Annotated in this window: 24 protein-coding genes and 1 CRISPR repeat array (1 of these 25 running past the window's edge); of the genes, 4 read left to right on the top strand and 20 right to left on the bottom strand. The window is 60.4% G+C overall.

The genetic code is table 11. The features are described from left to right. Nucleotides 1-16: 16 nt before the first annotated feature. Entirely contained in the window at nt 17-406 is a 390-nt protein-coding gene (gcvH, locus tag NW851_RS02845; protein WP_414336960.1) for a glycine cleavage system protein GcvH, read from the bottom strand. A gap of 93 nt (nt 407-499) precedes the next feature. Continuing rightward, entirely contained in the window at nt 500-1,405 is a 906-nt protein-coding gene (locus NW851_RS02840) for an alpha/beta fold hydrolase (protein WP_414334162.1), read from the bottom strand. 144 nt (nt 1,406-1,549) lie between these two features. On the opposite strand from NW851_RS02840, the gene NW851_RS02835 reads away from it, so the two are divergent. Together NW851_RS02835 and NW851_RS02830 are read left to right on the top strand one after the other, a co-directional pair. Further along, nucleotides 1,550-2,491, top strand: coding sequence for an NAD(P)H-dependent glycerol-3-phosphate dehydrogenase (locus NW851_RS02835; RefSeq protein WP_414334160.1), 942 nt, complete (start codon nt 1,550-1,552; stop codon nt 2,489-2,491). Between the two features lie 362 nt (nt 2,492-2,853). Beyond that, a complete protein-coding gene (locus tag NW851_RS02830; protein ID WP_414336958.1) occupies nt 2,854-3,228 on the top strand; it encodes a response regulator in 375 nt (124 codons plus the stop codon). Here NW851_RS02830 and NW851_RS02825 read toward each other — a convergent pair. From NW851_RS02825 to NW851_RS02815, 3 genes are all read right to left on the bottom strand, one after another. Next, nucleotides 3,216-4,064: a hypothetical protein gene (locus NW851_RS02825; protein ID WP_414334157.1), complete on the bottom strand. Its 849-nt coding sequence runs from the start codon at nt 4,062-4,064 to the stop codon at nt 3,216-3,218. The two genes, NW851_RS02830 and NW851_RS02825, sit on opposite strands and share 13 nt — an antisense overlap. A 49-nt stretch (nt 4,065-4,113) precedes the next feature. Continuing rightward, a complete protein-coding gene (locus NW851_RS02820; RefSeq protein WP_414334155.1) occupies nt 4,114-5,088 on the bottom strand; it encodes a CobW family GTP-binding protein in 975 nt (324 codons plus the stop codon). 84 nt (nt 5,089-5,172) lie between these two features. Further along, complete coding sequence (locus tag NW851_RS02815; protein WP_414334153.1) at nt 5,173-5,613, bottom strand: VOC family protein; 441 nt, start codon at nt 5,611-5,613, stop codon at nt 5,173-5,175. Between the two features lie 176 nt (nt 5,614-5,789). On the opposite strand from NW851_RS02815, the gene topA reads away from it, so the two are divergent. Next, nucleotides 5,790-8,582 carry a type I DNA topoisomerase gene (gene topA, locus NW851_RS02810; RefSeq protein ID WP_414336955.1) on the top strand — a complete coding sequence of 931 codons (2,793 nt, stop codon included), beginning with the start codon at nt 5,790-5,792 and terminating at the stop codon, nt 8,580-8,582. 184 nt (nt 8,583-8,766) lie between these two features. On the opposite strand, the gene NW851_RS02805 is transcribed toward topA, so the two are convergent. The 15 genes from NW851_RS02805 to cas10 all read right to left on the bottom strand — a co-directional run bounded on the left by NW851_RS02805 (nt 8,767) and on the right by cas10 (nt 23,059). Further along, on the bottom strand, nt 8,767-9,921 hold the full coding sequence (locus tag NW851_RS02805; RefSeq protein WP_414334150.1) for a SpoIID/LytB domain-containing protein: 1,155 nt from the start codon (nt 9,919-9,921) through the stop codon (nt 8,767-8,769). A gap of 16 nt (nt 9,922-9,937) precedes the next feature. Continuing rightward, nucleotides 9,938-11,494, bottom strand: coding sequence for a B12-binding domain-containing radical SAM protein (locus NW851_RS02800; protein WP_414334149.1), 1,557 nt, complete (start codon nt 11,492-11,494; stop codon nt 9,938-9,940). A gap of 295 nt (nt 11,495-11,789) precedes the next feature. Further along, a complete protein-coding gene (locus NW851_RS02795; RefSeq protein ID WP_414334147.1) occupies nt 11,790-12,146 on the bottom strand; it encodes a phage holin family protein in 357 nt (118 codons plus the stop codon). A gap of 44 nt (nt 12,147-12,190) precedes the next feature. Beyond that, nucleotides 12,191-12,490 carry a BolA family protein gene (locus tag NW851_RS02790; protein WP_414334146.1) on the bottom strand — a complete coding sequence of 100 codons (300 nt, stop codon included), beginning with the start codon at nt 12,488-12,490 and terminating at the stop codon, nt 12,191-12,193. Nucleotides 12,491-12,507: 17 nt separating this feature from the next. Further along, complete coding sequence (gene grxD / locus NW851_RS02785) at nt 12,508-12,846, bottom strand: Grx4 family monothiol glutaredoxin (RefSeq protein ID WP_414334165.1); 339 nt, start codon at nt 12,844-12,846, stop codon at nt 12,508-12,510. Nucleotides 12,847-13,162: 316 nt separating this feature from the next. Then, a complete protein-coding gene (locus NW851_RS02780; protein WP_414334144.1) occupies nt 13,163-14,059 on the bottom strand; it encodes a putative CRISPR-associated protein in 897 nt (298 codons plus the stop codon). Nucleotides 14,060-14,112: 53 nt separating this feature from the next. Further along, nucleotides 14,113-14,829 carry a hypothetical protein gene (locus tag NW851_RS02775; protein WP_414334143.1) on the bottom strand — a complete coding sequence of 239 codons (717 nt, stop codon included), beginning with the start codon at nt 14,827-14,829 and terminating at the stop codon, nt 14,113-14,115. Nucleotides 14,830-14,839: 10 nt separating this feature from the next. Continuing rightward, nucleotides 14,840-15,820, bottom strand: coding sequence for an RAMP superfamily CRISPR-associated protein (locus NW851_RS02770; RefSeq protein ID WP_414336952.1), 981 nt, complete (start codon nt 15,818-15,820; stop codon nt 14,840-14,842). An 89-nt stretch (nt 15,821-15,909) separates the two neighbouring features. Next, a complete protein-coding gene (locus NW851_RS02765) occupies nt 15,910-16,386 on the bottom strand; it encodes a hypothetical protein (protein WP_414334141.1) in 477 nt (158 codons plus the stop codon). After that, nucleotides 16,383-17,357, bottom strand: coding sequence for an RAMP superfamily CRISPR-associated protein (locus NW851_RS02760; RefSeq protein ID WP_414334140.1), 975 nt, complete (start codon nt 17,355-17,357; stop codon nt 16,383-16,385). Before NW851_RS02760 ends, NW851_RS02765 begins: the two co-directional genes overlap by 4 nt. 54 nt (nt 17,358-17,411) lie before the next feature. Further along, nucleotides 17,412-18,254, bottom strand: coding sequence for a CRISPR-associated RAMP protein Csx7 (csx7, locus tag NW851_RS02755; protein ID WP_414334139.1), 843 nt, complete (start codon nt 18,252-18,254; stop codon nt 17,412-17,414). A 131-nt stretch (nt 18,255-18,385) separates the two neighbouring features. Next, the gene (locus NW851_RS02750) at nt 18,386-18,832 is read right to left on the bottom strand and encodes a hypothetical protein (RefSeq protein WP_414334138.1); all 447 of its coding nucleotides are present in this window, start codon (nt 18,830-18,832) and stop codon (nt 18,386-18,388) included. Continuing rightward, a complete protein-coding gene (csx10, locus tag NW851_RS02745; RefSeq protein ID WP_414336950.1) occupies nt 18,829-20,052 on the bottom strand; it encodes a CRISPR-associated RAMP protein Csx10 in 1,224 nt (407 codons plus the stop codon). The genes NW851_RS02750 and csx10 overlap by 4 nt, the downstream gene beginning before the upstream one ends. Further along, complete coding sequence (locus NW851_RS02740) at nt 20,052-20,765, bottom strand: RAMP superfamily CRISPR-associated protein (RefSeq protein WP_414336948.1); 714 nt, start codon at nt 20,763-20,765, stop codon at nt 20,052-20,054. The genes csx10 and NW851_RS02740 overlap by 1 nt, the downstream gene beginning before the upstream one ends. After that, on the bottom strand, nt 20,765-23,059 hold the full coding sequence (gene cas10, locus NW851_RS02735) for a type III-B CRISPR-associated protein Cas10/Cmr2 (RefSeq protein ID WP_414336946.1): 2,295 nt from the start codon (nt 23,057-23,059) through the stop codon (nt 20,765-20,767). The genes NW851_RS02740 and cas10 overlap by 1 nt, the downstream gene beginning before the upstream one ends. A 420-nt stretch (nt 23,060-23,479) precedes the next feature. Between cas10 and cas6 the strand changes: the two genes are divergently transcribed. Continuing rightward, on the top strand, nt 23,480-24,631 hold the full coding sequence (gene cas6, locus NW851_RS02730; RefSeq protein WP_414336944.1) for a CRISPR-associated endoribonuclease Cas6: 1,152 nt from the start codon (nt 23,480-23,482) through the stop codon (nt 24,629-24,631). A 63-nt stretch (nt 24,632-24,694) separates the two neighbouring features. Next, a CRISPR array of direct repeats spans nt 24,695-26,154; the repeat unit is 37 nt; unit sequence GTTTCCGTCCCCTTGCGGGGAAAAGGTAGGGATCAAC (it continues 1,408 nt past the right edge of the window).

Genomic DNA, 26,154 nt, shown 5'->3' with positions numbered 1-26,154 from the left:
CTCAAGCCGTTGCAATTTAGGATCCCTCTACCAGGCTGGCGTAGGCTTCAGCGCTCATGGTGTCTTCGAGATCTTCGGGGTTGGCGATGCGCACCTTGATCAGCCAGCCATCGCCATAGGGATCGTCGGCAATGCTCTCCGGGCTATCCACCACTGCCGTATTGACGGCCACCACTTCTCCCGACAGGGGGGCATAGAGATCTTCGACCGCCTTGACCGACTCGACCGAGCCAAAGCTCTCGCCTTTTTCAATCTCGGTGCCTTCTTCGGGCAGGCCGACGAAAACGATGTCCCCAAGCTGATCGACGGCATAAGCCGTGATCCCGATCACCGCAATATCATCCTCGACATGGATGTACTCGTGGGTGTCCACGTAGCGCAGGTGGGATGGATACTCCAGGGCCATGCCGGTTCTCCCGTAGAATTCAGTGGATTATTCTAGGGTGAACCCTTGGAGATGGTAAAGGGCGGATCCCCAGCCCGGCCATTCCCCCGCTGGCTAGAGAAACTCCATCAGCAGTCGATTCACGGTTTGCGGCGCCTCTTGCTGTGCCCAGTGGCCGCATTCGGGGATGTACTCCTTGCGCAGGCCGTTGGGGAAAAAGGGATCCATCCCCTCGGTCAGCTCGCGGCTGAGGGCAAAGTCTTCTTCGCCCCAGATGAGCAGGGTGGGGGCGAGGATCTGCCGCATGGGCTGCAAAAACAGGTTCTGCAAGGTGGGCAGGTTAAAAAGCTGGCGGTAGTAGTTGAGGGCAGAGGTGAGCACCTTGGGTTTGGCGAGGGCCTCTTGGTAGAGCTGCAGATCGTGGCGGGTGAAGGCGCTTTTGCGCACCGAGGTTTCTTGGAAAATGCGCCGCACCCAATCTCCCAAATCCCACTGCAGCACCCACTCTGGCAGCCAAGGCAACTGAAAAAAGAACAGATACCAGCTGCGCCGCAGTTGATCCAAGTTGCTCAAGAACTCCCGCCGAAAGCAGGCTGGGTGGGGAGAATTGAGAACGGCCAGCTTGCGGATCTCGTGCGGGAAAAATTGCGCCCAGTGCCAGGCAATGGCTCCCCCCCAGTCGTGGGCCACGACCACCGCCTTCTGGGCCCCAAAGTGATGCAACAGGCCGCGGACATCCTCGGTGAGGGTATCCAGGTCGTAGCCGTGATCCGGTTTGTCGGAGTCGTTGTAGCCGCGCAGGTCAGGGGCCACCACGCGAAATCGCTGCGCCAACACCGGGATCTGGTGGCGCCAGGAGTACCAAAACTCCGGGAAACCGTGTAACAAGATCGCCAGCTCCCCTTCCCCCTGGGTGACATAGTGCAGTTGAATGCCATTGGTCAGGGCATAGCCGTGCCGCCAACTCCCCATCTTGGCAGCCACCTCAGCAGGAAGGCGTTGGATCCCTGCTTCTGTCATCTCCTTTGTTCTCGATTCTGAACCCATGATTTGGTATCCACCCATACTAACCTTTGCCCTTGCTCTTCCTCCCAACGGTGAAGACTTTTTTAGAGGGGTTAGCCAGAGGCACCCTAGGAGAGAGGCTACGGCTGGAGAGGCGCGATGAAGACAGAAGTCCAACGCCCGACCTCTCCCCAGAGCATCGCCATTCTGGGGGCGGGAGCCTGGGGAAGCACACTGGCTCTGCTGGCCCAAGCCCAAGGGCACCGGGTGCAGGTTTGGGATCGGCGCAAGGGTCTGGATCTCGAAGAAGTGCTACCGGGATCCCAAATGCTCATCTCGGCAGTCTCCATGGCGGGGGTGCGCCCTGTGGTGGAAGCGGTGCGCCAGGTGGGGATCCCTCCCCAAGCGATTGTGGTCTCGGCCACCAAAGGGCTGGATCCGCTGCAGCTTCTGACCCCTGCCCAAATTTGGGGGGCCACTTTCCCAGAGCAGCCCCTGGTGGTGCTTTCAGGGCCCAACCTTGCGGCGGAAATCCGTCAGGGCTTGCCGGCAGCGGCAGTGGTGGCCAGCCGGGAACCCTGGGCAGCTATGCAGGTACAACAGGCCCTGGCTTCGGAACGGTTTCGCCTCTACACCAGCAGCGATCCCTTGGGGGTGGAGCTGGGGGGCACCTTGAAAAATGTTATCGCCATCGCTGTTGGAGTGTGTGACGGCTTGCAACTGGGGGCCAATGCCCGTGCGGCTCTGGTCACCCGCGGCCTGGCAGAGATGATCCGGGTGGGATCCAAGCTGGGGGCGCGACCTGAGACCTTCAACGGCCTGTCGGGGCTGGGAGATCTGCTGGCCACCTGCCACAGCCCTCTGAGCCGCAACTACCGGGTGGGCTACGGATTGGGCCAGGGTAGTCCTTTGTCCCAGGTTTTGGCCGCCATCGAGGGCACCGCCGAAGGGGTTTACACCGCCCCTGTTGTGGTCAAGATCGCCGCCCAACACGGGATCCCGGTGCCCATTACCCAAGAGGTTCACCGGTTGCTGCAGGGGCAGACCACTCCCACTGCCGCCCTGGCCAGGCTGATGGAGCGACAACTGACCTCGGAATAGGCCCCTCCCTGCCCCTCTCCCAGCCCTCACCCCCTGCCCCTCTCCCAGCCCTCACCCCCTGCCCCTCTCCCAGAGGGAGAGGGGAGTTAGGGATAGACGGAGAGAAACGTTTCATTGCTATTTGATAATGACCATAAGCGCAAATCTGCGGATGAGGAAGGAGGTTCTGCACCGTATCAGGATTTCTGCAGAGGGTTGGGGTGCCAGAATGAGCCATTTGGCGGAGTTTTTTTCCTCAGAGTTTTCCTATGCTGCCTTTATAGCTTCTCTGTCCGTTCCCGCATCAACTGGGCTCTCGGTTGAAGCTGACAGCCAGCCCGACAGGTTGGGGGAGACTATCGTTTGCTTGTCTACGAAGCCACATGTCCAAACGCATCTTGGTGATTGAAGACGAACCCTCTATCCGCACCTATCTGCAGAAGGTGTTGCAGCGGGCTGGGTACGACACGGTGGCGGCCACCGATGGCGAGGAAGGCCTACAGATGGTGCGCGCGCTTATGCCGGATTTGGTGTTGTGCGATGTGGTCATGCCCAAGCTGAACGGCTATGGCGTGTTAGATGCCTTGCGATGGGATCAGTCCACGGCCCACATCCCCTTCGTCTTTCTCTCCTCCAAAACCTCCCAAGAAGCCATTGAACAAGGGCTACGGCTCGGCTCTGACGCCTACCTAACCAAGCCCATCGACCAAACCCACCTGTTGAGAGCGATTGCCGCCCAACTGACCTATAGGCTGTAGATCTGCCCATCTACGAGCAGATGGGTGATGCCTTTTTTTTGCAATTGGGTGCGCACAATGTCCAGAATGTAGCCGGGAAACTGGATCACCCGATAGGGGGGGTAGGTGTTGCTGCCGCGGCGGCTCATTTCGGAAAAGCGACGGGCCACCTTGTGGTTGTCGAAAATGGGCAGCGTATTGGCGTTATCGATCCCTTCGACGGGCACAGATCCGGGGCCAAAGAATTCCTTGAGGGGGCGAGTGGTCAGCTCCTGGTAGCGGTCAACAACGACATAACAGGTTTCCGGCGGGGTGAGCTCTTCCAGGGGTAACACCTGAACTTGATAGCCGGGATCGGCGAGGTGGTCTGCTTCCGGCTCGTCTTCTGGGAAATAGTCGGAGTCGTCCTCGTCTTCGAGGTCACTGTCTTCTTCGGTTTCCTCCTCGTCGTCGATATCCTCTAGATCTTCCTGAAGCTCAGCCGCCAACTGCAGTTCTGGCAAAGACTCTTCTATCCCGCCGATGGGTGCGTCGTTTGTGTTCGGCTCTTCACCATTGGGGGGTGTGGCGGCTGCGGGGGGATCCCCAGATGGAGACAGCGGCAAGAGCTGCTGCTCCAAAGCTGCGATCTGGCCAACGGCCACTTTTTCCTCTATGTCTTTGCGGCGGGCAGCCGAGCGTTTGAGCTGAATCAACCGCTGGTACTCATCGGCAGCGATATTTTCCTTCAACACGCGGGTGATGGTGGTGACGCTCACTTGAAATTGCTCGGCCAATTCGACGGCGGTCGCTGCTGAGCCGCGGTAGGCGCTGACAATTTGCTGTTGTTCTTGCTCCGAAAGCTTGCTGCGAGCCATCCCAATTCACCCCATCCACGAACTGAAAAAATAGCCATGACGAGGATCCCTAACCAGCGGCGACCCGGCTGAGGTCGGCAGCCAACTGTTCTCGCTCTAGCCCTTTGCCGATCAACACAATTTTGGACAGGCGAGGCTCTTCCACATCCCAGTCCCGTTCCAAGAAGAGGGTTTGCCGCTGGCCTACCTGATGAAAGATAACCCGCTGCGGCTCGTCCACAACCCACAGCACCCCTTTGGCGCGAAAAATCGTCTCCGGCAAGTCTTGTAGCCAGTCGCGAAAAGCCATCAAATCCAGCGGCTGCTGCAGTTGAAAGCTCACCGATTGGATCCCGTCTTCTGCGAGGTGATGGCTAGGGTGGGCCTCGGCTTCCAAATCGGGAAGTTTGGGATCCCACCCTTCTGGACGGAAGGCATGCACATCCAAAATGCGGGTCAGGGGGACTTGGGCATGGGTGGTGAGCAGGCAAGGGGCATCGGGGTTGTAGCGGCGCAGATCGGCAAGGATCTGCTCTTGTTCGATAGGGGTGATCAAGTCCACCTTGTTGAGCAGCAGGATGTCAGCACTGCTGATCTGGTGGGCGGCGGTTTGCGAGCGCCGGAAGTTGTGCCAGTATTCGGCCCCATCCACCAGGGTCACCACGCCATCGAGGCGCAAGTCCTCATGAAAAGTCTCTTGCACAAACAGCTCCGTCACCTGCCTGGGATCCGCCACCCCGCTGGTTTCCACCACCAGGTAGTCCAACGCCTGGGCCTGCTGCAGCAGCTCTCGGGCTGCCCGTTCAAAATCTGCCCGCACCGTGCAACAGAGGCAACCATTACTCAGCTGCATCAGCCCCTCTTCGGGCAGGTTGACCAGCTCGCCATCGATGGAAATTTCGCCAAACTCGTTGAGAATAACCCCAATGCGCAGCCCATGCTTTTCCTGCAGGATGCGCTTGAGCAGGGTGGTCTTACCACTGCCCAAAAAGCCCGTCAAGACGGTAACCGGAAGCTGAGCTTTCATCGCCAGTTCAGTAAACAAGCCAACCCATCCTTGCTCAAGTTCCCCACAGGCCTTACCAGCTTAGCTTCAGGCCCAATTGCAGGATCCCACCCAACGGCAAATTCAACAGCCTTCCTTGCCCAACTGCTGGGATTCCGGGGATCCCTGCAAACGCAGCAACTCAATCGGCAGGCCATCGGGATCGGCGATGAAGGCTACCTCATAAGTTTGATGGCCGATCTGCTGGAGCTGGGGCGGGAGCAGCAGGGTAAGGGGGACTTGCGCTTGTAGATGTTCTAAATAGCCGGCCAGGGATCCCCATTCAGGGCCGATCTCCAAAGAGGGATGGTAGTAGCCCACATAGTGGGGATCCCCAAAGGGATCGGGAGCCGGCTGGGGCTGGGGCACCTGCATCAGCTCTAGGCGCCCCCAGGGACCACGCATCCAGCAGGCCAACGTGATCCCGGCAGTGAAGCGTTCTTCCACAGCCAAGCCCAGCCCCTCGTAAAAGGCGATGGAGCGGAAAATATCGGCAGTGCGAATGGAAAAATGATGCAGTTTCATGGTCGTACAAAGAGCCAGGTGGGGGCAGATCCCTGGAATCAATCGCCGATGACCGCTAGTCAAGCGCAGATAGACTTGCTAGGCTCCAGAGAAGCAGGCCATCTATTTTAAGCACCTCTTGTGGTGTACGCTGGCCCTGGCAACCTCAGCCAATTGCTGCCAACAACAACATCATCATGCCTAAGCTGGTCATTGTCGAATCTCCCACCAAAGCCCGCACCATCCGTGGATTCTTGCCCGCAGGGTACGAAGTTCAGGCCTCGATGGGACATGTGCGGGATCTCCCCGATTCGGCATCTGAAATCCCAGAAGAATTGAAGGGTGAAGAGTGGAGCCGCCTGGGGGTCAATGTCCACGCCGACTTCGAGCCCCTCTACGTGATCCCCAAAGACAAGAAGAAAGTGGTCAAGGAACTGAAGGAAGCCCTCAAGAAAGCCGACGAGCTGATCCTGGCCACCGACGAGGATCGCGAAGGGGAAAGCATTAGCTGGCATTTGCAACAGGTGCTGCAACCCAAGGTGCCCACCCGCCGCATGGTGTTTCACGAGATCACCCGCGAGGCCATTCAAGAGGCGCTGCAAAACTGCCGCCAGGTGGACGAGCAACTGGTGCGTGCCCAGGAGACCCGCCGCATCTTGGATCGCCTGGTGGGCTACACCCTGTCGCCGCTGCTGTGGAAAAAAATTGCCCCCAAACTCTCAGCAGGGCGGGTGCAGTCGGTGGCGGTCAAGCTCTTGGTGGATCGGGAGCGGGAGCGGCGCGCCTTCAAAAAAGCCTCCTACTGGGATCTGAAGGCGGAGCTGCAACCGAGCACTTCCCCGCAGGAGCGGCAGAGCGTCTTTCCAGCAGAGCTGGTGAGCCTGGCCGGCAAGCGCCTGGCCGGCGGGCAAGACTTCGATCCCAGCACCGGGCAGCTCATGGCCGGGCGGGATGTGGTGCTGTTGGATCAAGCCCAGGCCGAGGCCCTACGGGATCGCCTGCTGGGGAAAGCTTGGGTCGTCAGCTCGGTCGAAGAGCGCCCCTCCACCCGCAAGCCCGCCCCTCCTTTTACCACCTCCACGCTGCAGCAGGAGGCCAACCGCAAGCTACACCTGTCCGCCCAGCAGACGATGCGCATCGCCCAAAAGCTCTACGAAGAGGGCTACATCACCTACATGCGCACCGACTCGGTACACCTGTCGGAACAGGCCATCCGCGCCGCCCGCGCCTGCGTGGAGTCGATGTACGGCAAGGAGTACCTCAGCCCCGAACCGCGCCAGTACACCACCAAAACCAAAGGGGCGCAAGAAGCCCACGAGGCCATTCGTCCCGCCGGGTCGGAGTTTCGCCTGCCCAGCCAAACCCCGCTCACAGGGCAGGAGCTGGCCCTCTACGACCTGATCTGGAAGCGCACCGTCGCCAGCCAAATGGCCGAAGCACGACAGACCCACACCATCGTGCTCATCGCGGTGGACGATGCGGTGTTTCGGGCCAGCGGCAAGCGCATCGATTTTCCCGGCTTCTTCCGCGCCTATGTGGAGGGATCCGACGACCCGGAGGCGGCTCTGGAAGATCGGGAGGTGCATCTGCCCCGCTTGCGGCAGGGGGATCCCCTCCGCTGCCGGAAGCTCGAACCCGTCGGCCACGAGACCCAGCCCCCCGCCCGCTATACGGAAGCTTCCCTGGTCAAGGTGTTGGAAAGCGAGGGCATTGGCCGTCCCAGCACCTACGCCACCATCTTGAACACGATCATGAGCCGTGGCTACGTGAGGTCGATGGGGAATGCCCTCGTGCCCACCTACACCGCTTTTGCAGTGACCGAGCTGCTGGAAAAATACTTTCCCAACTTGGTGAATACCCGCTTCACCGCCGAGATGGAGCAAACCCTCGATGACATCGCTTCTGGCCAGGCAGACTGGTTGCCCTATTTGCGCCATTTCTTTCTGGGAGAGCAGGGCCTAGAAGGCCAGGTGAAGGCGCGCGAGCTGGAAATCGACTCTGGCCTGGCCCGCTCCATTCACCTGGAGAACCTGCCCGTCAAGATCGGCATCGGCCCCTACGGCCCTTATGTAGCAGTAGAGACTGAATCGGGAGAGGTGCGCGCCAACCTGCCGGAGGAGATTCCCCCCGCCGATCTCAGCGCCGAACATGTAGCGGAGCTGATCAAGCGCAAACAGGAGGGCCCCAAGCCCATCACCTTCCACCCGGAAACCCAAGAGCCGGTCTACGTGATTCCCCAGGGTCCCTACGGCCCCTATGTGCAATTGGGGGAGGTGTCGGAGGAGAACAAGAAGCCCAAGCGCACCTCCCTGCCCAAAGGGCTAAAGCCGGAGCAGGTCACCCCTGAGATTGCCCTGGGGTTGCTCAGCCTGCCCCGCACGTTGGGGGAGCACCCGGAATCGGGGAAAAAGGTGCAAGCAGGGATTGGCCGCTTCGGCCCCTACGTGGTCTGCGACGGGGATTTTCGTTCTCTGCCCGCCGATGAGGATGTGCTGACCATCAGCCTAGAGCGGGCGCTGGAGCTGCTGGCCCAGCCCAAAAAAGGCCGTGGGCGCGGCTCGGCCAAACCCCTGCGCGAGCTGGGATCCCATCCTGAGGACGGCGAGCCGGTCAATCTGCACGACGGCCCCTACGGGCTGTATGTCAAACACGGCAAGGTCAATGCTTCTTTGCCCAAGGAGCTCCCTGCCGAAGCGGTCACCCTGGAAATGGCCCTGCAGGTGTTGGCCGAAAAAGAAGGTTCTGCTGCCGATGGCAAGAAAAAAAGCCGCTCAACCGGCAAAGCCGACTCCGCTGCAAGCAAAACCCAAGCGAAGACTACTTCCAGCGTTACAGGCCAGCAGGCCGAGGCGGCTGGCCTGCGGAAGCGGCGCGGAGCACAAGCAGCTTCCACCGGCGGTGGGATGGCCAAGGAGCCCCAGGCGAATGGTTCAGCTCCGTCTAGATCCCGTTCCACCATTTTGAAGGTCACTCCCAAAGCTCTTTCCTGAGGACAGCTTCTCAAGCTGGGATGGCACCAGATCCCCTGCTTGTGGTGGATCTAAGGAGTCGGTATCTGCGCCGCTACCCTCACCCCCGTCCCCTCTCCCACCCTCACCCCCGTCCCCTCTCCCAGAGGGAGAGGGGAGTTCGCGACAGTGTTGCGTAGCAATAACGCTGTGGAGAGATGTTTCATCAGCTCAACGGTGTCACCTGGGTGCCGGGGAAGTAGTGGTTGAGGATGGGCGACGCTGTGTAGCCCTGTTCGGCCAGGCCGCGGGCTCCCCACTGACATAGACCCACCCCGTGCCCGGCTCCCCGATAGGTGAAAAGGTACGATTCCGGCTGGCCGGCCTTTGGCTCGAGGCGTTTGAGGGTAAAGCGGTTGCTGGGCAGGATCCCCCACCCTAGGGTTTGCCCGAGGTGCAACACAAACTCCTGTCCGGTAAATAACCGAGATCCGACGCGGATGCGCAGAGGGCGCCCCCAGGGATCCGATTGCAGGATCTCTAACTCGGCGCTGCCCAGGGCTTGCTCCAACTCTTGTCGGCTGAGCCGGACACTGTGGGGGCCATAGAAGGGGGAAGCGCGACACCCTTCGCAACTCACCCCTTGCAGGTAGGGACGGGCGGGTGGGGCAAAAATATCTTGGTTGGCGCTGGTGTGGCCGCCACAGGTGGAGTGAAACAGAACCTCTACCGGCTGGCCGGCATGGGTTAGGATCTGCCCCTGGGTTGCCCGCACCGCAGCCGTGGTCGCCGCCGTCTCATAGGCCAGGCCCCCGTAGAACTGGTGGGCGGTGGAATCTTGCAATGGCCTTGCCGGGGTAGAGGGCCATTCTCTTCTTGGAGCGGGGCGCAGATGGGGAACGGCCAGGGTACGGGCCAGGATGGCTTGGGCCTGCAAAGCGGCGGCTGGCCAATCGGCGGGCATTTCGCCGGGCACCAAGGCCAGCAGGTAGTCTTCCAGTTGTACCCAGTTCAGCAGGTGCAGGCGCTCTGGGCCGCTTGGGCGAATCTGGATCAAGCCACGGTAGCGACGCTCCTCTCCCGCCGCAGGACGCAGCCCCCCTCCTTGCAGCCAAAGGGATCCCGAGTAGCGACGGGGCTGGCCCGGCCCGCTCAAAATCAGCGCTTGGCGGCGAACCTGCAGCTTCCAGATCCCTGCCGGAAAGGGCTGCTGATTCAAGACAAAGGGGCCGCTCAGCTCCAGTTGGGTCAAAGGCTCCGCGCCCCAGCGGCTGAACAGCTCCACGGCCAACCAATCTCCAGCAGTCTGGGCCTGCAGAGAGCCTCCCCAAAGGGCCCACAGGGATCCCAGCCCCATCACCGCCAACTGTCGTCGCCGCATCGGCCCCGCCCGGAGATTATGATGAGCTGGCCAGCAAAGGATCGTATCCCAGTTGTTGGCTGAGGCGGGCGCGCGCCAGTTCTCGATATTCCCAAAAATGCTCCCCCGCAGCACAGAGGCCCAGATATAGGTTCAGCAGGCTCGGTTTCTGGCGCCAGATCGTCCATAGCTGTTGCCAAAATTGGGCGCGAATTTGGGGATGAAGGATCCCTTGCCGCCAGATGAGTTGTAGAAGCAGATAGATCCCTTTGTGAAGGGGCAGCCGCATTGCTTGTTGCCGACCTACTTTAGTGCCGATACTCAGGCACTGTTGCAAACAGCGAGAGAGATATCGCGCCGGCTCATACAACTTCCAAAAACTTTCCAGATATTCCCGGGCAATTTCAGATGGAGAACGGGTGGGAATAAAGTTCATCAGCGTGTTTTGATCCCCAAACTCGGTGACGCCGATCCCCTCCAGCAACCGCTGCTCTTTTTTGAGGCGATTCCACAGTTGGGTGTTGGGTAGAGCCTGTAAAATCCCCAACATCGGCTGAGGAATACCGGTCTGCTCGACAAAAGCCTGGATGCGCTCCCCCGCACCTGGCCGCTCTCCGTCAAAGCCCAGAATAAACCCGGCGTAGATCAACAGCCCGGCATCGTTGATCTTGCGACAAGCCTCTACCAGGGGGTGGCGGGTATTCTGTAGCTTTTGAGTCATCTGTAAGCTGTCTTGGTCTGGGGTCTCAATACCCAGAAAGACCGCATAGAACCCCGCTTCTACCATCAACTGCATCAACTCTTCATCTTCAGCTAGGTTGACAGAAGCCTCTGTCATAAAGGTAAATGGATAGTTATGCTCCTTGCTCCACGGGATCAGCTCGCGTAAAAATCGCTTGACGTTGCGCTGATTGCCGATAAAGTTGTCATCTACCACAAAAATCGAACCTCGCCAGCCCAGGTCGTAGAGGGCTTGCAGCTCGGCCAGCATTTGGCTTGGCTCCTTGGTTCTCGGCTTGCGCCCATAAAGAGAGATGATGTCACAAAACTCACAATTAAAGGGGCAACCCCGCGAGAATTGCACCGACATCATGAAGTATTGATCCATGCGCAGCAGGTCAAATCTCGGCAGGGGGCTTTGGGTGACGTCTGGCTTTTCTGTGGCTCGAAAAATGCCCGCTTCTTGCCCAGATTCTAGAGCCTTGACAAAAGCCGGTATGGTCTCTTCTCCTTCGTCCAAAACCAAATAGTGAGCCCCGGATTCCAGGGCATCTTGGGGCACAGAAGTCGGATAGGGGCCGCCCACAGCTACTTTTTTGCCCAACTGCACCGCTTTGCGAATGAGTGCGTGAAAGTCTTGCTTCTGCACCAGCATGGCCGACAGGATCACCAGGTCGCACCACTGCCAATCGGCCTCCGTCTCGGGGGCGACATTGCGATCCACAAAGCGAATCTCCCAATCCTGGGGCAACAGAGCGGCAACGGTGATCAGGCCCAGCGGCGGCATCAGCGCTTTTAGCCCCACCATCTCGATGGTGCGATTGTAAGACCAGAAAGACTTGGGAAAGCGGGGATAGAGCAGCAACGCCTTCATACCCATCAGCTCCTAATCGCAGATTAAGGATTCCATTTGTTCAGCACTCCTAACAAATAGCCTCAGATAAAGCTGATGCAAAAACTTTTGTGAGATGCTTGCTGGCAATATTTCCTTCGCATTAGCAAACTGTGGACTGGCAAACCCTCTGGGTGCCTAAACCTTCAAAAAGCTTTTCTGGACAATTGTTAACTAAGAATCTAGGTTGATCTTTAGGGGTTACTGAAGAGAAAGCATTGCCTCAATTTTTCTGAGAAAATAGTATCGACTCTGGCCTTCTATGGCTACGGAACAGTTAGCTCTGCACACCTTGCTCAAAAACACGCTGAACCAAGCCACTGACGACGGAAAGTACTATCGCGCCGAGGAACGCCCAACCAAAGTTATCGATATTGAAGGCATCCCCGGCCAGCTTGTCGGCGATGGCCAGGCAAATGCCGTTCAAAATTAGCCAAAACAAACCCAGGGTAAGAACTGTAATCGGCAGGGTAATCAACCGGAGAAACGGCCTCACCAAACCATTGACCAGGCCAATGGCCAGAGCTGCCACCAAAGCACCCCCAAACCCAGAGACGTGGATCCCGGGCAAAAGCCAAGCCAAAATCATCACGCTCAAGGCTGACATCAGCCAGGTGGCCAACAGAGTTGCCATGCTCCCTCCTCTGCCCCAACAGGGCCGCAATCTTGCCCCCTATGCTAGCCGATCTGCTTAGGGATCCCTTCTGCAGAGACCTCTTCGGGGCTGTAAGTTTGCAACGCCAGTGCATGAATGCCCTGACCCATCTGTTCGGCCAGGGCGGCGTACACCAGGCGATGCCGTTGCAGAGGAGTTTTGCCGGCAAACAGGGGCGACACCACCTGCACGCGGTAGTGCCCCCCGGATCCCTGTTGCCGTCCCCCATGGCCAGCATGGCGGTGCGACTCGTCCTCCACGTGGACGTAGAGGGCTTGCAGCTTCTCAGCCAAGAGCTGTCGCAGGCGATCCGAGGTGAGCATGGGATCCCCTGCGGCCCTCAAGGTTGGGCGCCTGCCTTGGCAAAAGCCGCCTCGACCAGAGGGCGCAACTCGTTGCGGGCGTGCATCTCTTGCAGGATGTCGCAGCCGCCCACAAACTCGCCGTCAATATAGATCTGCGGGATAGTAGGCCAGTTGGAAAACTCTTTGATCCCCTGACGAATTTCGGGATCCTCGAGCACGTTGATCGCCGTGTAGGGAAAGCCCAGACTCTCCAGCACACGAACGGCGGCATAGGAAAACCCACACTGGGGCATCTCTGGGGTGCCTTTCATGTAGATCAGCACCTTGTGGGTGCGGATTTGGTCACGGATTTTCTCTTCCAAAAGGGGATCCAGCATGGTATTCAGCCACTATGACAACAACAGACGACAGGCAAACCAGGCTCCTATCGTGATCTCATTTTGATTCACTTCTAACATGCTTGGCACTCTCCCCACGGCCAGGCCGAGGAATTCTTTAGCGAAAATTCAGCGACAGGGTCGGCGATAGCCCCCAAACCCTGATTTTTCTGTTGACCTGGTCGATCCCTTGCTGGACACAGGTTTCAGGCCCTGCGGCGCCAAAATAATGAAATGAGGAGAAGGGGAAATTGCCGCCCAAAACCAGACCCTGGATCTGGGTAAGGGTTGTAACCGGGGGAAGTGGAATTCATCAGAGCAGACGACCCAAGCGCTCCCGCAACTCGGCGGCAGCCTGCTCCAGGTGGTCGGGAGTGTAGCCGGTGGTCTCTACCCGGACGGCGAGGTGGGTGTCCTGGCTTTCGTGGAGATGGATCCACAAAACGTGGCGGCCATCTTCGGTTTTGCGGTTGGCGGCTTTGACGCCGTTTTTGGGGGCAGCGTAGGCATTTGAGTCGTAGCGAACCAGATCCACCCAGGGAAGGTCGCGCAGGAGCTTTTCCACCTTGACCCAACTGCGAGGGCGGTGATGGCTGCTGTCGCTCCGCAATTGGATGACCTGGGAGCGATCTCGACCGGAATCGGGGAGAGCCGCCCGCGGGATCCGCGGCTGGACTTGCGGTTGCAGATAGGGCAAATACACCAAAGATTTGTATTGCTCGTGGATGTAGCAGACCGGGATCCCCAATTGGCTGCCCACCACGGCCATGATCATGGCCTGGGCTTTGAAGCCCCCGGTGGCGGCGAAGGTGACGATCCCTTTGGCGCTCTCCGCCAACTGTTGCAACAGCTCGGCCATCCGCTCCAGGGAGGATCCCTCTAGCTCGTAGTTGACGCCGGGGAGGGGCACCAGGGAAACCTGTTGTTGGCCCAGCGCTTCTTCAAAAAAGAGTTTCAAAATCTGGGCACACTCCAGCCCCTCAGGGGTTTCGGAGTAAAGCAAAATCAAGGCATCCTGGGGAGTGGGATCCAGCCGGTAGTAGGTGTTGGTTTCGGCGCTGATCAGCTCCAGTTCTGTCTTTTTCATCCAGGCCAAGGCCCGTTCTGGATCCCCGATGGTTTTTTGGCCGACCCAAGGGCGTTGCGGCTGCAGGTCTTTGTCCGGGTTGGTGAGCAAAGAGGTGCCCACGGTCATGAGGATGGTCTGCATGGGTTATCCCCTAACTTTCTCGAAGTTTTTAGGGGCTCCGTCCCCTTTCGCGATCAGAGCAGCTTTACTTTGCGAACTCTACCATCTCCCCTTAAGTCGAGCACCTCTACCTCCACCTCTTGCCCCACCGCCAGGGATCCGGCCTGTTTCGGCTCTTTTTGGGTGAGCTTGATATCCGTATCCACGATTTGGAAGGTCACTTCGTTGCCCTTGATATTGGTGATGCTGGCCTTGAGGTGTTGCCCAATTTTGAAGCGGGCCTTGGTAGAAGCTGCTGCATTTTCAACTTGGGGCTGAGCCTGCTTTTGTTCAGGTTGCTCTTTGGGCCGCAGTGCCTCTGGCTGGGGCTTGGCCTCGCCGCCGCGGGAATGGGTCGGACGACCGCCATTGGGATCGGGAGGGGACGGGATCTCGCCGATCGGCACTCCCCCATCTTTGTAGTAGCGGGCCAGGCGGGCGGCCCAGCCCAGGATCTGCAGCATCTCAGCCGGCCTATCCTGCAGAGGTTGCAAGTACCTTTTACAGGTTTGGTCGATGAGTCGGTAGTAGCGTGGGGTTTCGTTGCTGCGGTGGAGGCCAGTTTCTCGCACCAGCTCGCCGGTGAATCGGAAGAAACGGGATCCCGCGTCGGGGAGATGGGCCACCGAGCGGAGGTAGGCGAGGCACTTGCTCAATTCGTTGACATCTACCCTTTCCTTCGCCAAAGTCATGGCGATGCCGTGGGCAAGATCCCAAGATTGGGGGCTGAGATCGACCGGAGCTGACAGCATAGAGGCACCCTCAGTAGGCGGTGGTGGGCGGCTCGCGCAGATGGGTGGGGCTCAGGATGGCGGCCAACTGCCGAAGCTGATCGGGCAGGATGTAGCCCTGGGCAGCTTGGATCTGCTTTTGCACAAAGGCTTTGAGGGCTTCTCCTTCTAGGGTATCGGCTTGTGGGGGATCGTAGCGGCTGTAGCGCTCTTTCAAGTTGCGGGGCCGCTCGATCTTGTCCAGGGTGACCTGCAGGGATCCCAGTCCTACAGGCTTGCCGCCCCCCACCTTCAGCAGCAGCGGATGCGCGGGATCCTGACCCAACACCGTGAACAAGGTGCCCAGCTCGGCAGGAGTGAGGTTTTTGAAGTGGATCTGGGTTTTGAAAACCGTATTTTGCACCGCCTGCTGGGTGGGCGTCCCCTTTTGATGGCTCTGCAAAGCCCTGCGGTGCGTGTAATAAAACTTGCGCCCAACCGCCTTGCCGTTTTCAAAGTAGGCTCTGCGCTGGTCGGGGCGGGGACGGTACAGCGGGGGCAGGGATCCGCCGCCGGAGCCGGTGCCAGTGGCAACGGCATCCCTGAACTCCACCAGCCCCTGCCAGTTGAGGGCGCCAAAAACGCGGCTGGCAGGACACAGCCGCTCCTTCTGGCGGCAGGGGTGCCGCTCCGGCGGGATCTGATTTCTGTAGCGGCTGGTGATCACTGCAAGGGTGCTGTTGGTGATCGCCTCGTACATGGCCCGGATGGCCCCCTTGAGGGAGCTGCCCTGGATCTTGAGCCGCCCGTCGGGGGTGGTGGTCATGGTTTTGAGCACCGGGATCCCGTTGACGCCGACGTCGCTGCCCAAGGCCAGGTGGCCGGTGGAAATGTGGAGAGCGGTCTGCACCGTCAGGGTGAGAAAGAGGGTGCCGTGCAACTTGTCGGGATGGAACTTGGCGTGGCCAGCGGGCCGCTCCAGCTTGGGGGGCTGCTGGGGAAAGGGGATCAGCTCGTAGGGCTTGGGAGCCATGGCCTGCTCACCTCCACCCCGGTCTCGGCTGCCGGCGGGCGTTCTGGCAGAAGCAGAATGGGCGGGCAAGGGTCGGGGGCCTTGGGGAGTCATCTTGACCTCGGGATGAGAGCAACAAAGTGAACGCGGGCGGTGCGCCCATCGCGAAAGTAGCGCTGGCCCAGCTTGAGAGACCTCGGATAGCTGAGACCTTGGGGGAAGCGGGTTTCCGGACTTTGGGATCCGTACAGGTCGGCCTCGCGATCCTCCCCCTGCCACTCCCCGGCCAGCGGCACAAAGAAGTCGGGAGGAGGTTGGATCCCCAGATACAGCAGATCCCAGCCGCGGGGGGTGCTTTTCCAGCGCAACTCCCGTTGTTGGCAGAAGACTTGTCCCTCTTGACAGACCAGATCTGGCGGGATCCCCACCTGAATGCCGCTGACGCGGTGGGGCCAGCGCAAAAAGGTGTAGGTTTCTTCGGCGGCGGCAAAACAGGCCGAGAGGATCTCGGAAAGCGAGGACGCCGTCCCGCCGTTGCAAGCGGCCAGATCCTGAACCTTGTAGGCGGCTACGTAGGCTGGTTTCATACCGCTTTGGCCTCCGTTTGCAAGAGCTGAGCCCAACTTTTAACGGCGGCGGCCAGCAGGTGCTCCACCTTGGCCTCAGACGTTTGCTCCCAGGTCAGCCGCGCCCCAAAGCCCAAGGGCATCGGCTCCGCCCCCACCGGCACTAACTGGCGATCGGGTTTGGCAAAGCCGTATTTGCCCGCCTCTTCTGGACTGAGAAACTCGCCCGCCCCCAGCAGGGATCCCCTTGGCCAGGCAAGCTGGGATCCCAGCAGCCGTAGCTCCTGGCTCCCCTCCTCCACCAGGCAGCCCGGGTAGTCCACCGTCGCCCACTCGTACTCCACCCGAACGCGGCCCATGCCGCGGGATTTGGCAAAGCCGATCCCAAACCATCCTTCGTCCAGATCCCGCAGCACCAGCCCCAGCAGGCCCAGTTGCGCCAGGGTAAAGTTTTTCAGGTGAATCTTGGTTTGAAAGGATCCCTCGACACAGACTTGGTAGCTAAACGGCCCCACCGCCACCGACCCGAAGACGCGATCGATGGCCACCCCGTTGCGTTCCTCCAGCCGCAGAGGTGTCCCCGGCTTGGGATAGGCATCCTCGATGCGCACCCGGCTGGCGATGGCCGTGTTGCCAAACATCTGGTCCGTAAAAGAAGAGAGGGCGTAAACTCGGTGGGACTCGGCAATTTTTTCCAGCCACTGGTTGGCCTTTTGGTCGAGGGGATCGCTGGCCCAGAGTTGCAACTTGTTCCCCTCAGGCCGTCTGTCGCCGCCCACCGTTCGGACAATGCGCTCGGCGTGGGCGCGAATGGCCCCTTTGAGGGAGCTGCCGGGAAAATAGACTGTCCGCCCGCCGCCGCGATAGGTTTCCACAAACTCCATATCGGGTTTTGTCGGATCCGCCCCTTGTTTGCCCGCTTTGATGAGCACAGGGCCATCCGGCTTGAGGGTGAGGCAGAGGGTGCAGTGGTTAACGTAGCGCTTGTGCATGGCCTGGGATCCTTCACTGAAGAGGAACAAGAGGGTTTTCGCCCAGCCCTTGCGCTAGCTGCGGGGGCCGACGGGAGCGACAGCGGTTAGTTTGGCAACCAGGGCTTCCACCCAGTCTTGGCGCAAGGCAGCAGCCTCTTCCGGGCTGAGGGGGTGCCGCTCTCCGGCCACCAGCTCTTGCAGATAGGTCAGCAGCCGCCGCGGATCCCCTTCTGAGTCAAACCAATAGACCGCCCCGATCTCCAGGCGGACGACCCCCAAGCCGCGGGAGCGCCCCCCTCCCAAGGGGATCTGCTCCGTTTCCAATTGGTGCAAGCCGATGGCCAGCAGGCCCAGCTCCCATGCTTCGGCATTTTCGACAACGGCATGGAACTGAAAGGGGGTGTTGGCCGGCACCACTTGAAAGTCGTAGAGCTTGCCCTCTGCCGCCGTCTCCGTATCCCGATCGATGGCCACACCATCCCGCTCTTGGTACTGGCCAAACCAGGCTTCCCGCACCACCGGCAAATCGCGGATCTGCACCTTGCCCGCCAGCCAAGGGGATCCAAACGCCTGCGAGACCCAGTCGGTGGCCTCGATCAGCTTTTGCGTCAGGGTTGCGTCGTCGTCTTTGTAGGTGTTCTTAATTTGGTTGACCAACCGGACTTGCTCGCTACTGGTCAACTCGCTGGGATCCCTGGCCAGCGCCGGATCGATGCCGCGCAAAAAACTCTCCAGGCGGGAGCGCAGCGCCCCCTTGAGGCTGGAGCCGGGGATAAGCGGGCGGCCCAGCGCGTCCTTGAGAACCGGCAGATCGGAGCCGATGGGCTCGGTGGAGCGGCCCACCCCGATGTGCAGGGCAGTCACGGTGGTGAGCGTGCCGGTGATCTCCAAGCGGTTTTTGAAAACGTCGAACATCGTTCCCTCAAATCAGGTTAAGGCTGAAGTTAACGCTCCACTACGGCTTCGGCAAACAGGATGGGGATGATTTTCAACTGGCTGAGCCGAAAGGTCGAGACGACACCCTCAAGGGCACAACTGGTCACGACTTAAGATCCTCCCCCTTCTCGCTTGTACTTGAGGTAGCGCGCCCCATAGCCTAGGTAACGCCGGATCAAGTCGATTTTGATCTCGTTGACTTTGGGGGATGTTTTCTCAACGCCGGCCTCCCTGGCAATGGCGAGGGCCTTTTGATGGATCCAGTTGTCGATGTCTTTGATGATGGCTTCGGCCAAGGAGTTCTTGCCCCGACCCCACTTTTCGTCTCGCCCCATCTGGTAGCGCAAGAAGTTCTTGATCACCTCTGAGCTTTCGGTGGAAGCTGCCACATGCAACAAATTGCGGTACTGGGCCTCTTCCAATTTGTCCAGATCTTTAAAGTTATCCAAGGCAGTTTGGATTCTGGCGACCAGCTCATCTTCGGCCAGCCGAATGTGCCGCTGGATCTCAAGTTCCTGTTTTTGCTCCAGTTTGCTCTCGCTGGTGGCGAAGGTCATAGCGGGTTCTCCCAGAAATGATGATGGAACAGACTACAGACTTCAATTTGGCCAAATCCTTCCGCGGTTCGCTCGCCGATGCCCCAGTATTCCATCTCCGCCAAAATCGAGATCCAGCGCTCCATTTGCGTGGTGCTCAGCAGGAAGACGCTGCCCTGGGTTGTAACCAGCTCTACATCTTTAAAAAGCCCCCAGGCGGCGTTCCAGCCGGAAACATAGGCGTAGCTGCTGCAGGCCAGCTCCAAGACCAGGGATCTGTCCTCACAGTTGGCCTCTTCCTGGAGCATTGACGGCGTGAGCACAGTGGTGCGCTGCCAGCGCTCCTTGAGGATGGCCCCCGACTGCAGCCCGATGGAGAAGTACTGCCGCTCCGGCGGCAAGGGCTGCCAGGGATCCCCAAACACCTGCCATTGTTTCCAGCGCTGCTGCAGCTTTTGGTTAAAGGCTGTCACCCGCTCAGCCAGGGAGGGCTTCGGGTTCCTCAGGTGTCGAGCGGCGAGGCTGACCCGGCCCAGCCCCCGCGACACCCCCCCTCCCAAGGACAAACGGCGGGCGTGGGTGTTGAGGTAGCCGGCGAGGGCTGCTGCCAGCTCGCGATCCTGCAGATAGATGTGGCCGCTGAAGAGGGAAGGCTGTAAGCTCCCATCTCGCCCAGCCCGGCCCTCGTTGATCACCTCCAGGCTGTAGAGGATCTGGTCGGCGGCGGTGGCGCGGCGGCGGTTGATCCCCACCCGCGTGAGCAGGCGCTTGGACACGGCCACCCTTCGGTAGCGGGATCCCCCCTCCTGGCTGTAAAAGCCGCCGAAGGGCTCCACCCTGCCTCCGGAGCCATCCGGCTCTGCTGGATCAAAGGGGATCCCCAGCCGCTGCGAGCAGAAGCGATCCAGCAGTGTGTCGAACACCCCCGTTTTGCCCGCCTCTGAGCGGAAGCCGGGGTTGTTTTTGGAGCTGAAGGCCGTGGCCGGCAAAACCCGGCTGCCGGATCCCGGATAGGCATGGGTAAACACCGCCGGACGGGTCTCCGTGAACAGGGCAGCCAGATCTCCTGTCAGGGCCTCGCCGGGGCGGCGCCGGCTTTGGCGGAGCAGGAGGTCGGCCAAGGCCCCCCGGATCACGCTGCCGGGAATGAAGTCCTGGGCCTCGCTGATGGAGCCGCCCGGCTTTTGCCGACCGATGGCCAGGGGAGACTCGGCAGTGAGCGTGATTTCAATGGCCTCCATCAGCTCCCTCCTCCGGCCAAAAAGGCCCAATCTGCATCATTGGGCTGCAGGGCAGCTAGAGACTGGGGATCCCAGTGCAACCAACCCAAGCCTGCAGATTTGCTGCCCCCCAGCGCCCCAATGTGGTGCAGGGCCGCCCGCAGCAGGGTCTTGCCCCAGGGAGGGCAGTCGGGCAAAAGCTGCAGGGATCCGGAGAAGATCAGCTCGGCTGCCGGCGAGGTCTCGATGAGGTAGAGCCGCTGATCCTCGGCGGTGCGGCGGCGGCGGTTGAGGGTGACTCCTGGGCGGAGGGCCAGTTCCAGCGCCGTCGGCGGCACCTCACAGACAAGATCCTCTACCCAGAGGCGGGAAGGCAGGGCCGGATTGCCGAAGATCTGGCAGACCAGGCAATGGGATCCGGCGTAGCCCTCGACCTGGTATTCGGGGCGGTCGAAGTGGCCGTCGCTCCCCTCCCGCTTGGGACACATGCGATCGGGGTCGGGGGAGCGGCAAATGGCCCAGCCGAGGCCGCGGGCCAGCTTTTCGCACTCGTGGCGCAGCCTTCCCTTCAACTGGGAGCCGGGGATGAGCAGCCTGCCGTAGGCATCCTTGAGCAGGGGCTTGTCCGCCAGGGAGCCGCTGGAGCCGCCGGATCCCACCGCCAGGGCCGAGGCGAGGGTGGCCTTCAAAGGGATAGAGGTGCTCGTTTGGGGCAGCTCTGCCAGCCGAACCATCACTTCACCTCCACAGGAACGGGCCGGCCCTCGACCTGGGGCTGTTTTTGCACAAAAGCGTACAGATCCACCAGATCTCGCCAGATGGTCTCGTAGGTGGGTTCCCCCTCCGCCGCCACGTACATCCAGGGGGGGAGGTGGCCGTCGTTGGTTTTGGCCTTGCACCAGGTGCGTTCAAAGGCCTCGATCAGCGGCTGCCCTTTTTGGCCCAGCCGGGTGCGGAAGTAGAGGTAGTTGAGGGTGGCGGTGCGCTTGCCTTTTTCCAAAAAGCTGCGGATTTGGTAGAGCTGGGAGCGGGGAAAATCCGCCGCCTGCAAAGCTTGCACCGTTCTCAGCAGCCCGCGGATCTCCGGGACGGTGTAGGGGCCGGCGTAGAGCTTGAGGAGGTGGCCGTTCTGGCGGATCTCCAGGGCCTGCTGGCGAAAATCCTGGATGCTGGAGGCGATCAAAGTCACCGATTTCAAAGAGAGAAAGTCGATGGTAGCCACCGAGAAGTCTTGGTCGCGGGGCTTCAGCTTTTTGGCGCGGCTTTTGGCAGATTTCAACAGTTGTTCGGTCAGCCTTTCGGCATAGTAGATGGGGGTGTCTTCCGAGGCAAACAGCACGCCTGCCGAGGTGGAGAGCCGGCAGAGCTGGTCTGGGCTGTCGGCCGGGTAGCGGTGCGGCACCTGGCCGAGGGAGCGAGCGGCGTAGGTGGCCGATTTGGCCAGCAGGATCTGCTCGAATTGCTCACAAAAGGTGGCGGCGATCTCCAGAGCCTTGTGGGCCGGCACCACCATCAGCACATCGTCCCCGCCGATGGTCAGGATCTCGAAGGGGTGGATCCACTCGCCGTTGCGGTCTCTGCCGGTTTCTGGATCCGGCGGCAGGCCCCGCAGCCGGTGCGCCTGCAGGTGCTGGGCAAGGGCGCGGTAAACGGCTTGTTCCGTGGCCTCGGAAACGTCGTGGCTAAATTGCCGGTAGGCCTCTGGGGTTTGGATCTGCTGCACGTAGCCGCCCATATTGTTGCCGTCGGCGTAGAGGTAGGCCACAAAGCCCTGGCTGGCGTTGGCCACTTCCCGCAGCGATTGCGCCTCGCCGGGGCCGGATCCCCTGTAGGGCTGCAAATAGCGCTCCCGGTAGGGCTCGCCGGCGGGAGAGTCGAGGAAGCGGGCAAATCGCGTTACCCAGCTTTCCACAAAGCCGGGATCCCAATTGGGGAATTTGCGGAACCACCCCTGCTGGCCCGTCTCCAGGCGCTTGGCCTGGCGGCCCACCAGCGCTTTGCGGGCCGTAGCCTCTGAGAGCCAGGGCTGACCTGGCAGGTCGGCTTTGGCCAGGGCCGGGCGGCGGTCGGTGCTGTCGCGGCGCAGGTAGGGGTGGGTTTCAAAAAAGGCAGGATGGGCGCGGCTGGGACGACCGGGATCCGGATTGCCGTTGCGGCGGTGCTGGAAGCGGGCAGCCAGGTGGCCCACCAGCTCGTTGAAACTTTTGCGGGTCTGGAAGCCGGCTTCGCTGCCATCTCCAAAGTAGGCCCTCACCAGGGGGTGGGCCTGGTGTTGGGCCAACCAGTCCAGCCAAGGGGTGCGTTCGATGGGATCCCGCAGCAGGCCGTAGCGCAGCTCCAGCAGCCGAAAGGCGGATCCCACGGCACAGGCGTTGGCGGTGAGGGTTTCTTCGGTGTAGCGGCGCTCAATGGCCTCGCAGAGGTCGTCCACATAGGCCGCCGGACAGAAGGCCAAGAGGTTGCCGCCGGTGGAGTAGATGAGGAGCTCCGGAATAAGAGCCTGCGCCAAAGCCGGGTAGTGCTGCTGCAGCCAGGGCCGGATCCGCCGGTTCACGTAGTCCCTTAGCTCTGCTTGAGACTCCTCCCCCAAGGCTTCCCACCCCAAGTAGGTTTGCTCAGGATCCCCGAAGAAGGCGGGCAGATCCACCAGGTTAATGCGATCCAACAGGGCCGAGGCGCCGCGGATTTCCGGCAGTTTGGCGGACTCGAAAACGTAGCCCTTGATCTTGGTGGCCCCCCCGTAAACCAAGCCGATGCGGGTGGTCTGCCGCCACAGCTCCGGATAGCGCGATTGCAGCTCTGCCAAGGTTTTGGGAAAGGTTGCTGCCGCCACGCTCTCCTGAAATTGGCGCACCTGCGCCCAAAGAGGTTGCAGCGCTTCCGGGATCCCGGCTGCGTCGTCGGTGCGGATGGCTGCGCACATCTGCTGCAGAATCGGCAAGGGGAATTGGGGATCCCGCCCTTCTCCCCAAGCCAGGCACCAGGCCAAGGCGATGGGCACGGGGGAGGTAGAGGAGGTAGCGGTCATGGACAACACCTGGCAAAAAAGAATAGAACGCAGCTTCTGTGCCTGCGGGCAAATCCGAACCCGACTTTTGACTGGGGCGATCCTTGAACTTCACAAATCCTTCATAAAAACCAAAGGCGCTTCAAAAAGACGGCGTCGGCCATAGCAGCCACGCGGGCAGAGAATCGCAGCCGACAGAGAGAGGCGACAGCAGTGACTGATGGTTGCATTTTGCTACTCCAGACTGGGAGACAGTATAGGCCGATTTAGATCCATTGCCAACAGATTCAAGACTTTTTTCGGTTGGCCCAGCCAGCGATTTAAAGGTAAAGCAAATTGGAAGGGATCCCTTCTCAAATCCTCTCAAAGGAAAAGTGGCTCTGGGTTGATTTTGGATAGGGGCTGCTATTGACTGGGGATGAGCAAAAATTGGCTGGGCCTATGCTGACCAAGTTGAGTTTTTCAGAGCCACCCATCGCCGGAGCAGAAAGCGGCAAGTGGCCGGCGGGATCCGAGCTGGTGGGGATCACCCTGGAAGTGCAGGCCCCTCAGCCCTACCTGTTGGATCCCCACTACGCTAAAGGGCTGCACGCCTGGTTTTTGGGCGAGGTGCAGCAGATGGATCCGCAGCTATCTGCCTATTTGCACGACGGAGAATCGGAAAAACCCTTCACCCTCTCCCGGCTGATGGGGCCCTTGCGCGAGCAGAGTGGGCGACTGCTGATCCCGCCCCAGATCCCCTTCCGCTGGTCGATCACCGCCCTCAACCCCCAAGTGGTGGAGTGGCTGCGGGAATGGTGCCGACGGCTGCCCCCCTGGCTGGAGTTGCGCGGATCCCCGCTGCAAATCCTGGGATGGAAGATCTCGATCCCCCCGCGCACCTACCGTCAACTGCTGGAGCAGCCCCTTGTCCATCGCTCCTGGAGCCTCTCTTTCATCTCGCCCACCAGCTTTCGCCACCGCGGCCACCATTTGCCGCTGCCGGTGCCTCGCAACCTGTTCCACAGCTATTTGCGCCGTTGGAACGATTTTTCCGGCCTGCCCATCGAGGTGGAGCCTTTTCTGGATTGGGTGGATGGGGAAGTGGTCATCCAGCGGCACCGGCTGGAATCGGTTAAAACCACCGCCGGGCGCCAGGGATCCGTGACGGGCTTCGTTGGCTGTGTACAGTTGGCGGTCTCCTCCCGCGCGTCTGAACTGTTGCAGCAGCAGCTCCAGGCCCTGATCCACTTCGCCCCCTACTGCGGCACCGGCCACAAAACCCCCTTTGGGCTGGGGCAAACCCGCCTCGGTTGGCTGGCCGAAGAGCTGCCCGCCACCCCCGTCCTTTGCCGGGAAGAGCAACTGGCCCGGCGCATCGAGGAGCTGAGCGCCCTCTTCCTCAGTCAGCGGCAACGCCAAGGGGGATCCCGCGCCGAAAAGACGGCCCAACTTTGGGCAACAATCTTGGCCCGACGAGAGCTAGGAGAGAGCTTGCAGCAGATTGCCGCCGACCTGGAGATGCCCTACGAGACGGTGAAGACCTATGTCAAACTGGCCCGGCGAGCTCTCCATTCTGCACCCGACACGATGGATCCCTCATCTGCTCGATAAGGATCCCGCCTAGAAGTCGGAAAAAGCCGTAAGCCCTGAGACTGTCTTTGCCCAAGGTGCCTAGTTTCCGTCCCCTTGCGGGGAAAAGGTAGGGATCAACAGAGCGGTTGAACCCCCAAACGGGGGAGACCGTCTTGGGGTTTCCGTCCCCTTGCGGGGAAAAGGTAGGGATCAACTTCTGGATCAAATCGGGGTCGATGTCGCTGTCGATTTCCCTTACGTTTCCGTCCCCTTGCGGGGAAAAGGTAGGGATCAACATTGAGGAGTGTCGCGCCGCCGTGCGTGCCGCCAGCCGCCTCTGTTTCCGTCCCCTTGCGGGGAAAAGGTAGGGATCAACAAACGCTACGGCTAACGCGCCGTTTCGGTTCAACGCCCACGGTTTCCGTCCCCTTGCGGGGAAAAGGTAGGGATCAACGGCACTCCCCTAGAGGAGAACGAGCCGGACAACTCTGAGGAGTTTCCGTCCCCTTGCGGGGAAAAGGTAGGGATCAACTAGTACACATCGCGGAGTTTTACAAGGACCAGCGCCAACACCGGTTTCCGTCCCCTTGCGGGGAAAAGGTAGGGATCAACGCGCTACCGGGTTTGTCTCCTGGGGCCGGATGAGGTCTTGCCGCTGTTTCCGTCCCCTTGCGGGGAAAAGGTAGGGATCAACATCAATCAGGGCTGAGGCCCAAGGAGCCAAGATGAAGTTTCCGTCCCCTTGCGGGGAAAAGGTAGGGATCAACGCGTTTGCTTAACGGCCAAGCAGCCGAAGCGCTGCTTATGGGTTTCCGTCCCCTTGCGGGGAAAAGGTAGGGATCAACATTGGGAGCAACCAACGTGGCTCTTATCGAGCCGCGGTTTCCGTCCCCTTGCGGGGAAAAGGTAGGGATCAACGAGGGGCTATCCGAGGCTATTGAGAACGGCTGGGCAGGCAAGTTTCCGTCCCCTTGCGGGGAAAAGGTAGGGATCAACTGGCAGAAGCCACCCCCTTTTGTTCTTTGGAGGTACGCGTTTCCGTCCCCTTGCGGGGAAAAGGTAGGGATCAACCCCAGGGCGAAAAATTCTCTCAGCTGTCCCTACGCCGTTTCCGTCCCCTTGCGGGGAAAAGGTAGGGATCAACCTTTTGTTCTCTACAGCTTTCAAAGCCGGGATCCTGCGTTTCCGTCCCCTTGCGGGGAAAAGGTAGGGATCAACGTCGCTCGTCCACTCGGCTTCGCCCTCCAGCGCCACCGCGCCGTTTCCGTCCCCTTGCGGGGAAAAGGTAGGGATCAACGTCGCTCGTCCACTCGGCTTCGCCCTCCAGCGCCACCGCGCCGTTTCCGTCCCCTTGCGGGGAAAAGGTAGGGATCAACACTTGAGGGCGACACCGCTAAGGTCGACTACGCCGAGGCGTGTTTCCGTCCCCTTGCGGGGAAAAGGTAGGGATCAACACGAAGACCTGGTGGCCCAGCTGCAGGCTGCACGCAAGGTGTTTCCGTCCCCTTGCGGGGAAAAGGTAGGGATCAACAGAGATTGTCACCGCTCATCGCGAGCGGCTA

This window comes from Synechococcus sp. H55.7, assembly GCF_047462395.1.
Taxonomy (GTDB): Bacteria; Cyanobacteriota; Cyanobacteriia; order Thermostichales; family Thermostichaceae; genus Thermostichus.
This window is presented reverse-complemented; position numbering and strand designations above follow the sequence as displayed.

What these genes read in the sequence shown, in the direction of transcription:
- NW851_RS02825 (WP_414334157.1), bottom strand. Translation starts at nt 4,064, where the DNA reads ATGGCTCGCAGCAAGCTTTCGGAGCAAGAACAACAGCAAATTGTCAGC.
- NW851_RS02840 (WP_414334162.1), bottom strand. Translation starts at nt 1,405, where the DNA reads ATGACAGAAGCAGGGATCCAACGCCTTCCTGCTGAGGTGGCTGCCAAG.
- NW851_RS02835 (WP_414334160.1), top strand. Translation starts at nt 1,550, where the DNA reads ATGAAGACAGAAGTCCAACGCCCGACCTCTCCCCAGAGCATCGCCATT.
- NW851_RS02770 (WP_414336952.1), bottom strand. Translation starts at nt 15,820, where the DNA reads ATGGCTCCCAAGCCCTACGAGCTGATCCCCTTTCCCCAGCAGCCCCCC.
- NW851_RS02805 (WP_414334150.1), bottom strand. Translation starts at nt 9,921, where the DNA reads ATGCGGCGACGACAGTTGGCGGTGATGGGGCTGGGATCCCTGTGGGCC.
- gcvH (WP_414336960.1), bottom strand. Translation starts at nt 406, where the DNA reads ATGGCCCTGGAGTATCCATCCCACCTGCGCTACGTGGACACCCACGAG.
- cas10 (WP_414336946.1), bottom strand. Translation starts at nt 23,059, where the DNA reads ATGACCGCTACCTCCTCTACCTCCCCCGTGCCCATCGCCTTGGCCTGG.
- NW851_RS02775 (WP_414334143.1), bottom strand. Translation starts at nt 14,829, where the DNA reads ATGCTGTCAGCTCCGGTCGATCTCAGCCCCCAATCTTGGGATCTTGCC.
- topA (WP_414336955.1), top strand. Translation starts at nt 5,790, where the DNA reads ATGCCTAAGCTGGTCATTGTCGAATCTCCCACCAAAGCCCGCACCATC.
- csx10 (WP_414336950.1), bottom strand. Translation starts at nt 20,052, where the DNA reads ATGGAGGCCATTGAAATCACGCTCACTGCCGAGTCTCCCCTGGCCATC.
- csx7 (WP_414334139.1), bottom strand. Translation starts at nt 18,254, where the DNA reads ATGTTCGACGTTTTCAAAAACCGCTTGGAGATCACCGGCACGCTCACC.
- NW851_RS02740 (WP_414336948.1), bottom strand. Translation starts at nt 20,765, where the DNA reads ATGGTTCGGCTGGCAGAGCTGCCCCAAACGAGCACCTCTATCCCTTTG.
- NW851_RS02760 (WP_414334140.1), bottom strand. Translation starts at nt 17,357, where the DNA reads ATGCACAAGCGCTACGTTAACCACTGCACCCTCTGCCTCACCCTCAAG.
- NW851_RS02765 (WP_414334141.1), bottom strand. Translation starts at nt 16,386, where the DNA reads ATGAAACCAGCCTACGTAGCCGCCTACAAGGTTCAGGATCTGGCCGCT.
- NW851_RS02790 (WP_414334146.1), bottom strand. Translation starts at nt 12,490, where the DNA reads ATGCTCACCTCGGATCGCCTGCGACAGCTCTTGGCTGAGAAGCTGCAA.
- cas6 (WP_414336944.1), top strand. Translation starts at nt 23,480, where the DNA reads ATGCTGACCAAGTTGAGTTTTTCAGAGCCACCCATCGCCGGAGCAGAA.
- NW851_RS02795 (WP_414334147.1), bottom strand. Translation starts at nt 12,146, where the DNA reads ATGGCAACTCTGTTGGCCACCTGGCTGATGTCAGCCTTGAGCGTGATG.
- NW851_RS02830 (WP_414336958.1), top strand. Translation starts at nt 2,854, where the DNA reads ATGTCCAAACGCATCTTGGTGATTGAAGACGAACCCTCTATCCGCACC.
- NW851_RS02815 (WP_414334153.1), bottom strand. Translation starts at nt 5,613, where the DNA reads ATGAAACTGCATCATTTTTCCATTCGCACTGCCGATATTTTCCGCTCC.
- NW851_RS02750 (WP_414334138.1), bottom strand. Translation starts at nt 18,832, where the DNA reads ATGACCTTCGCCACCAGCGAGAGCAAACTGGAGCAAAAACAGGAACTT.
- NW851_RS02800 (WP_414334149.1), bottom strand. Translation starts at nt 11,494, where the DNA reads ATGAAGGCGTTGCTGCTCTATCCCCGCTTTCCCAAGTCTTTCTGGTCT.
- NW851_RS02780 (WP_414334144.1), bottom strand. Translation starts at nt 14,059, where the DNA reads ATGCAGACCATCCTCATGACCGTGGGCACCTCTTTGCTCACCAACCCG.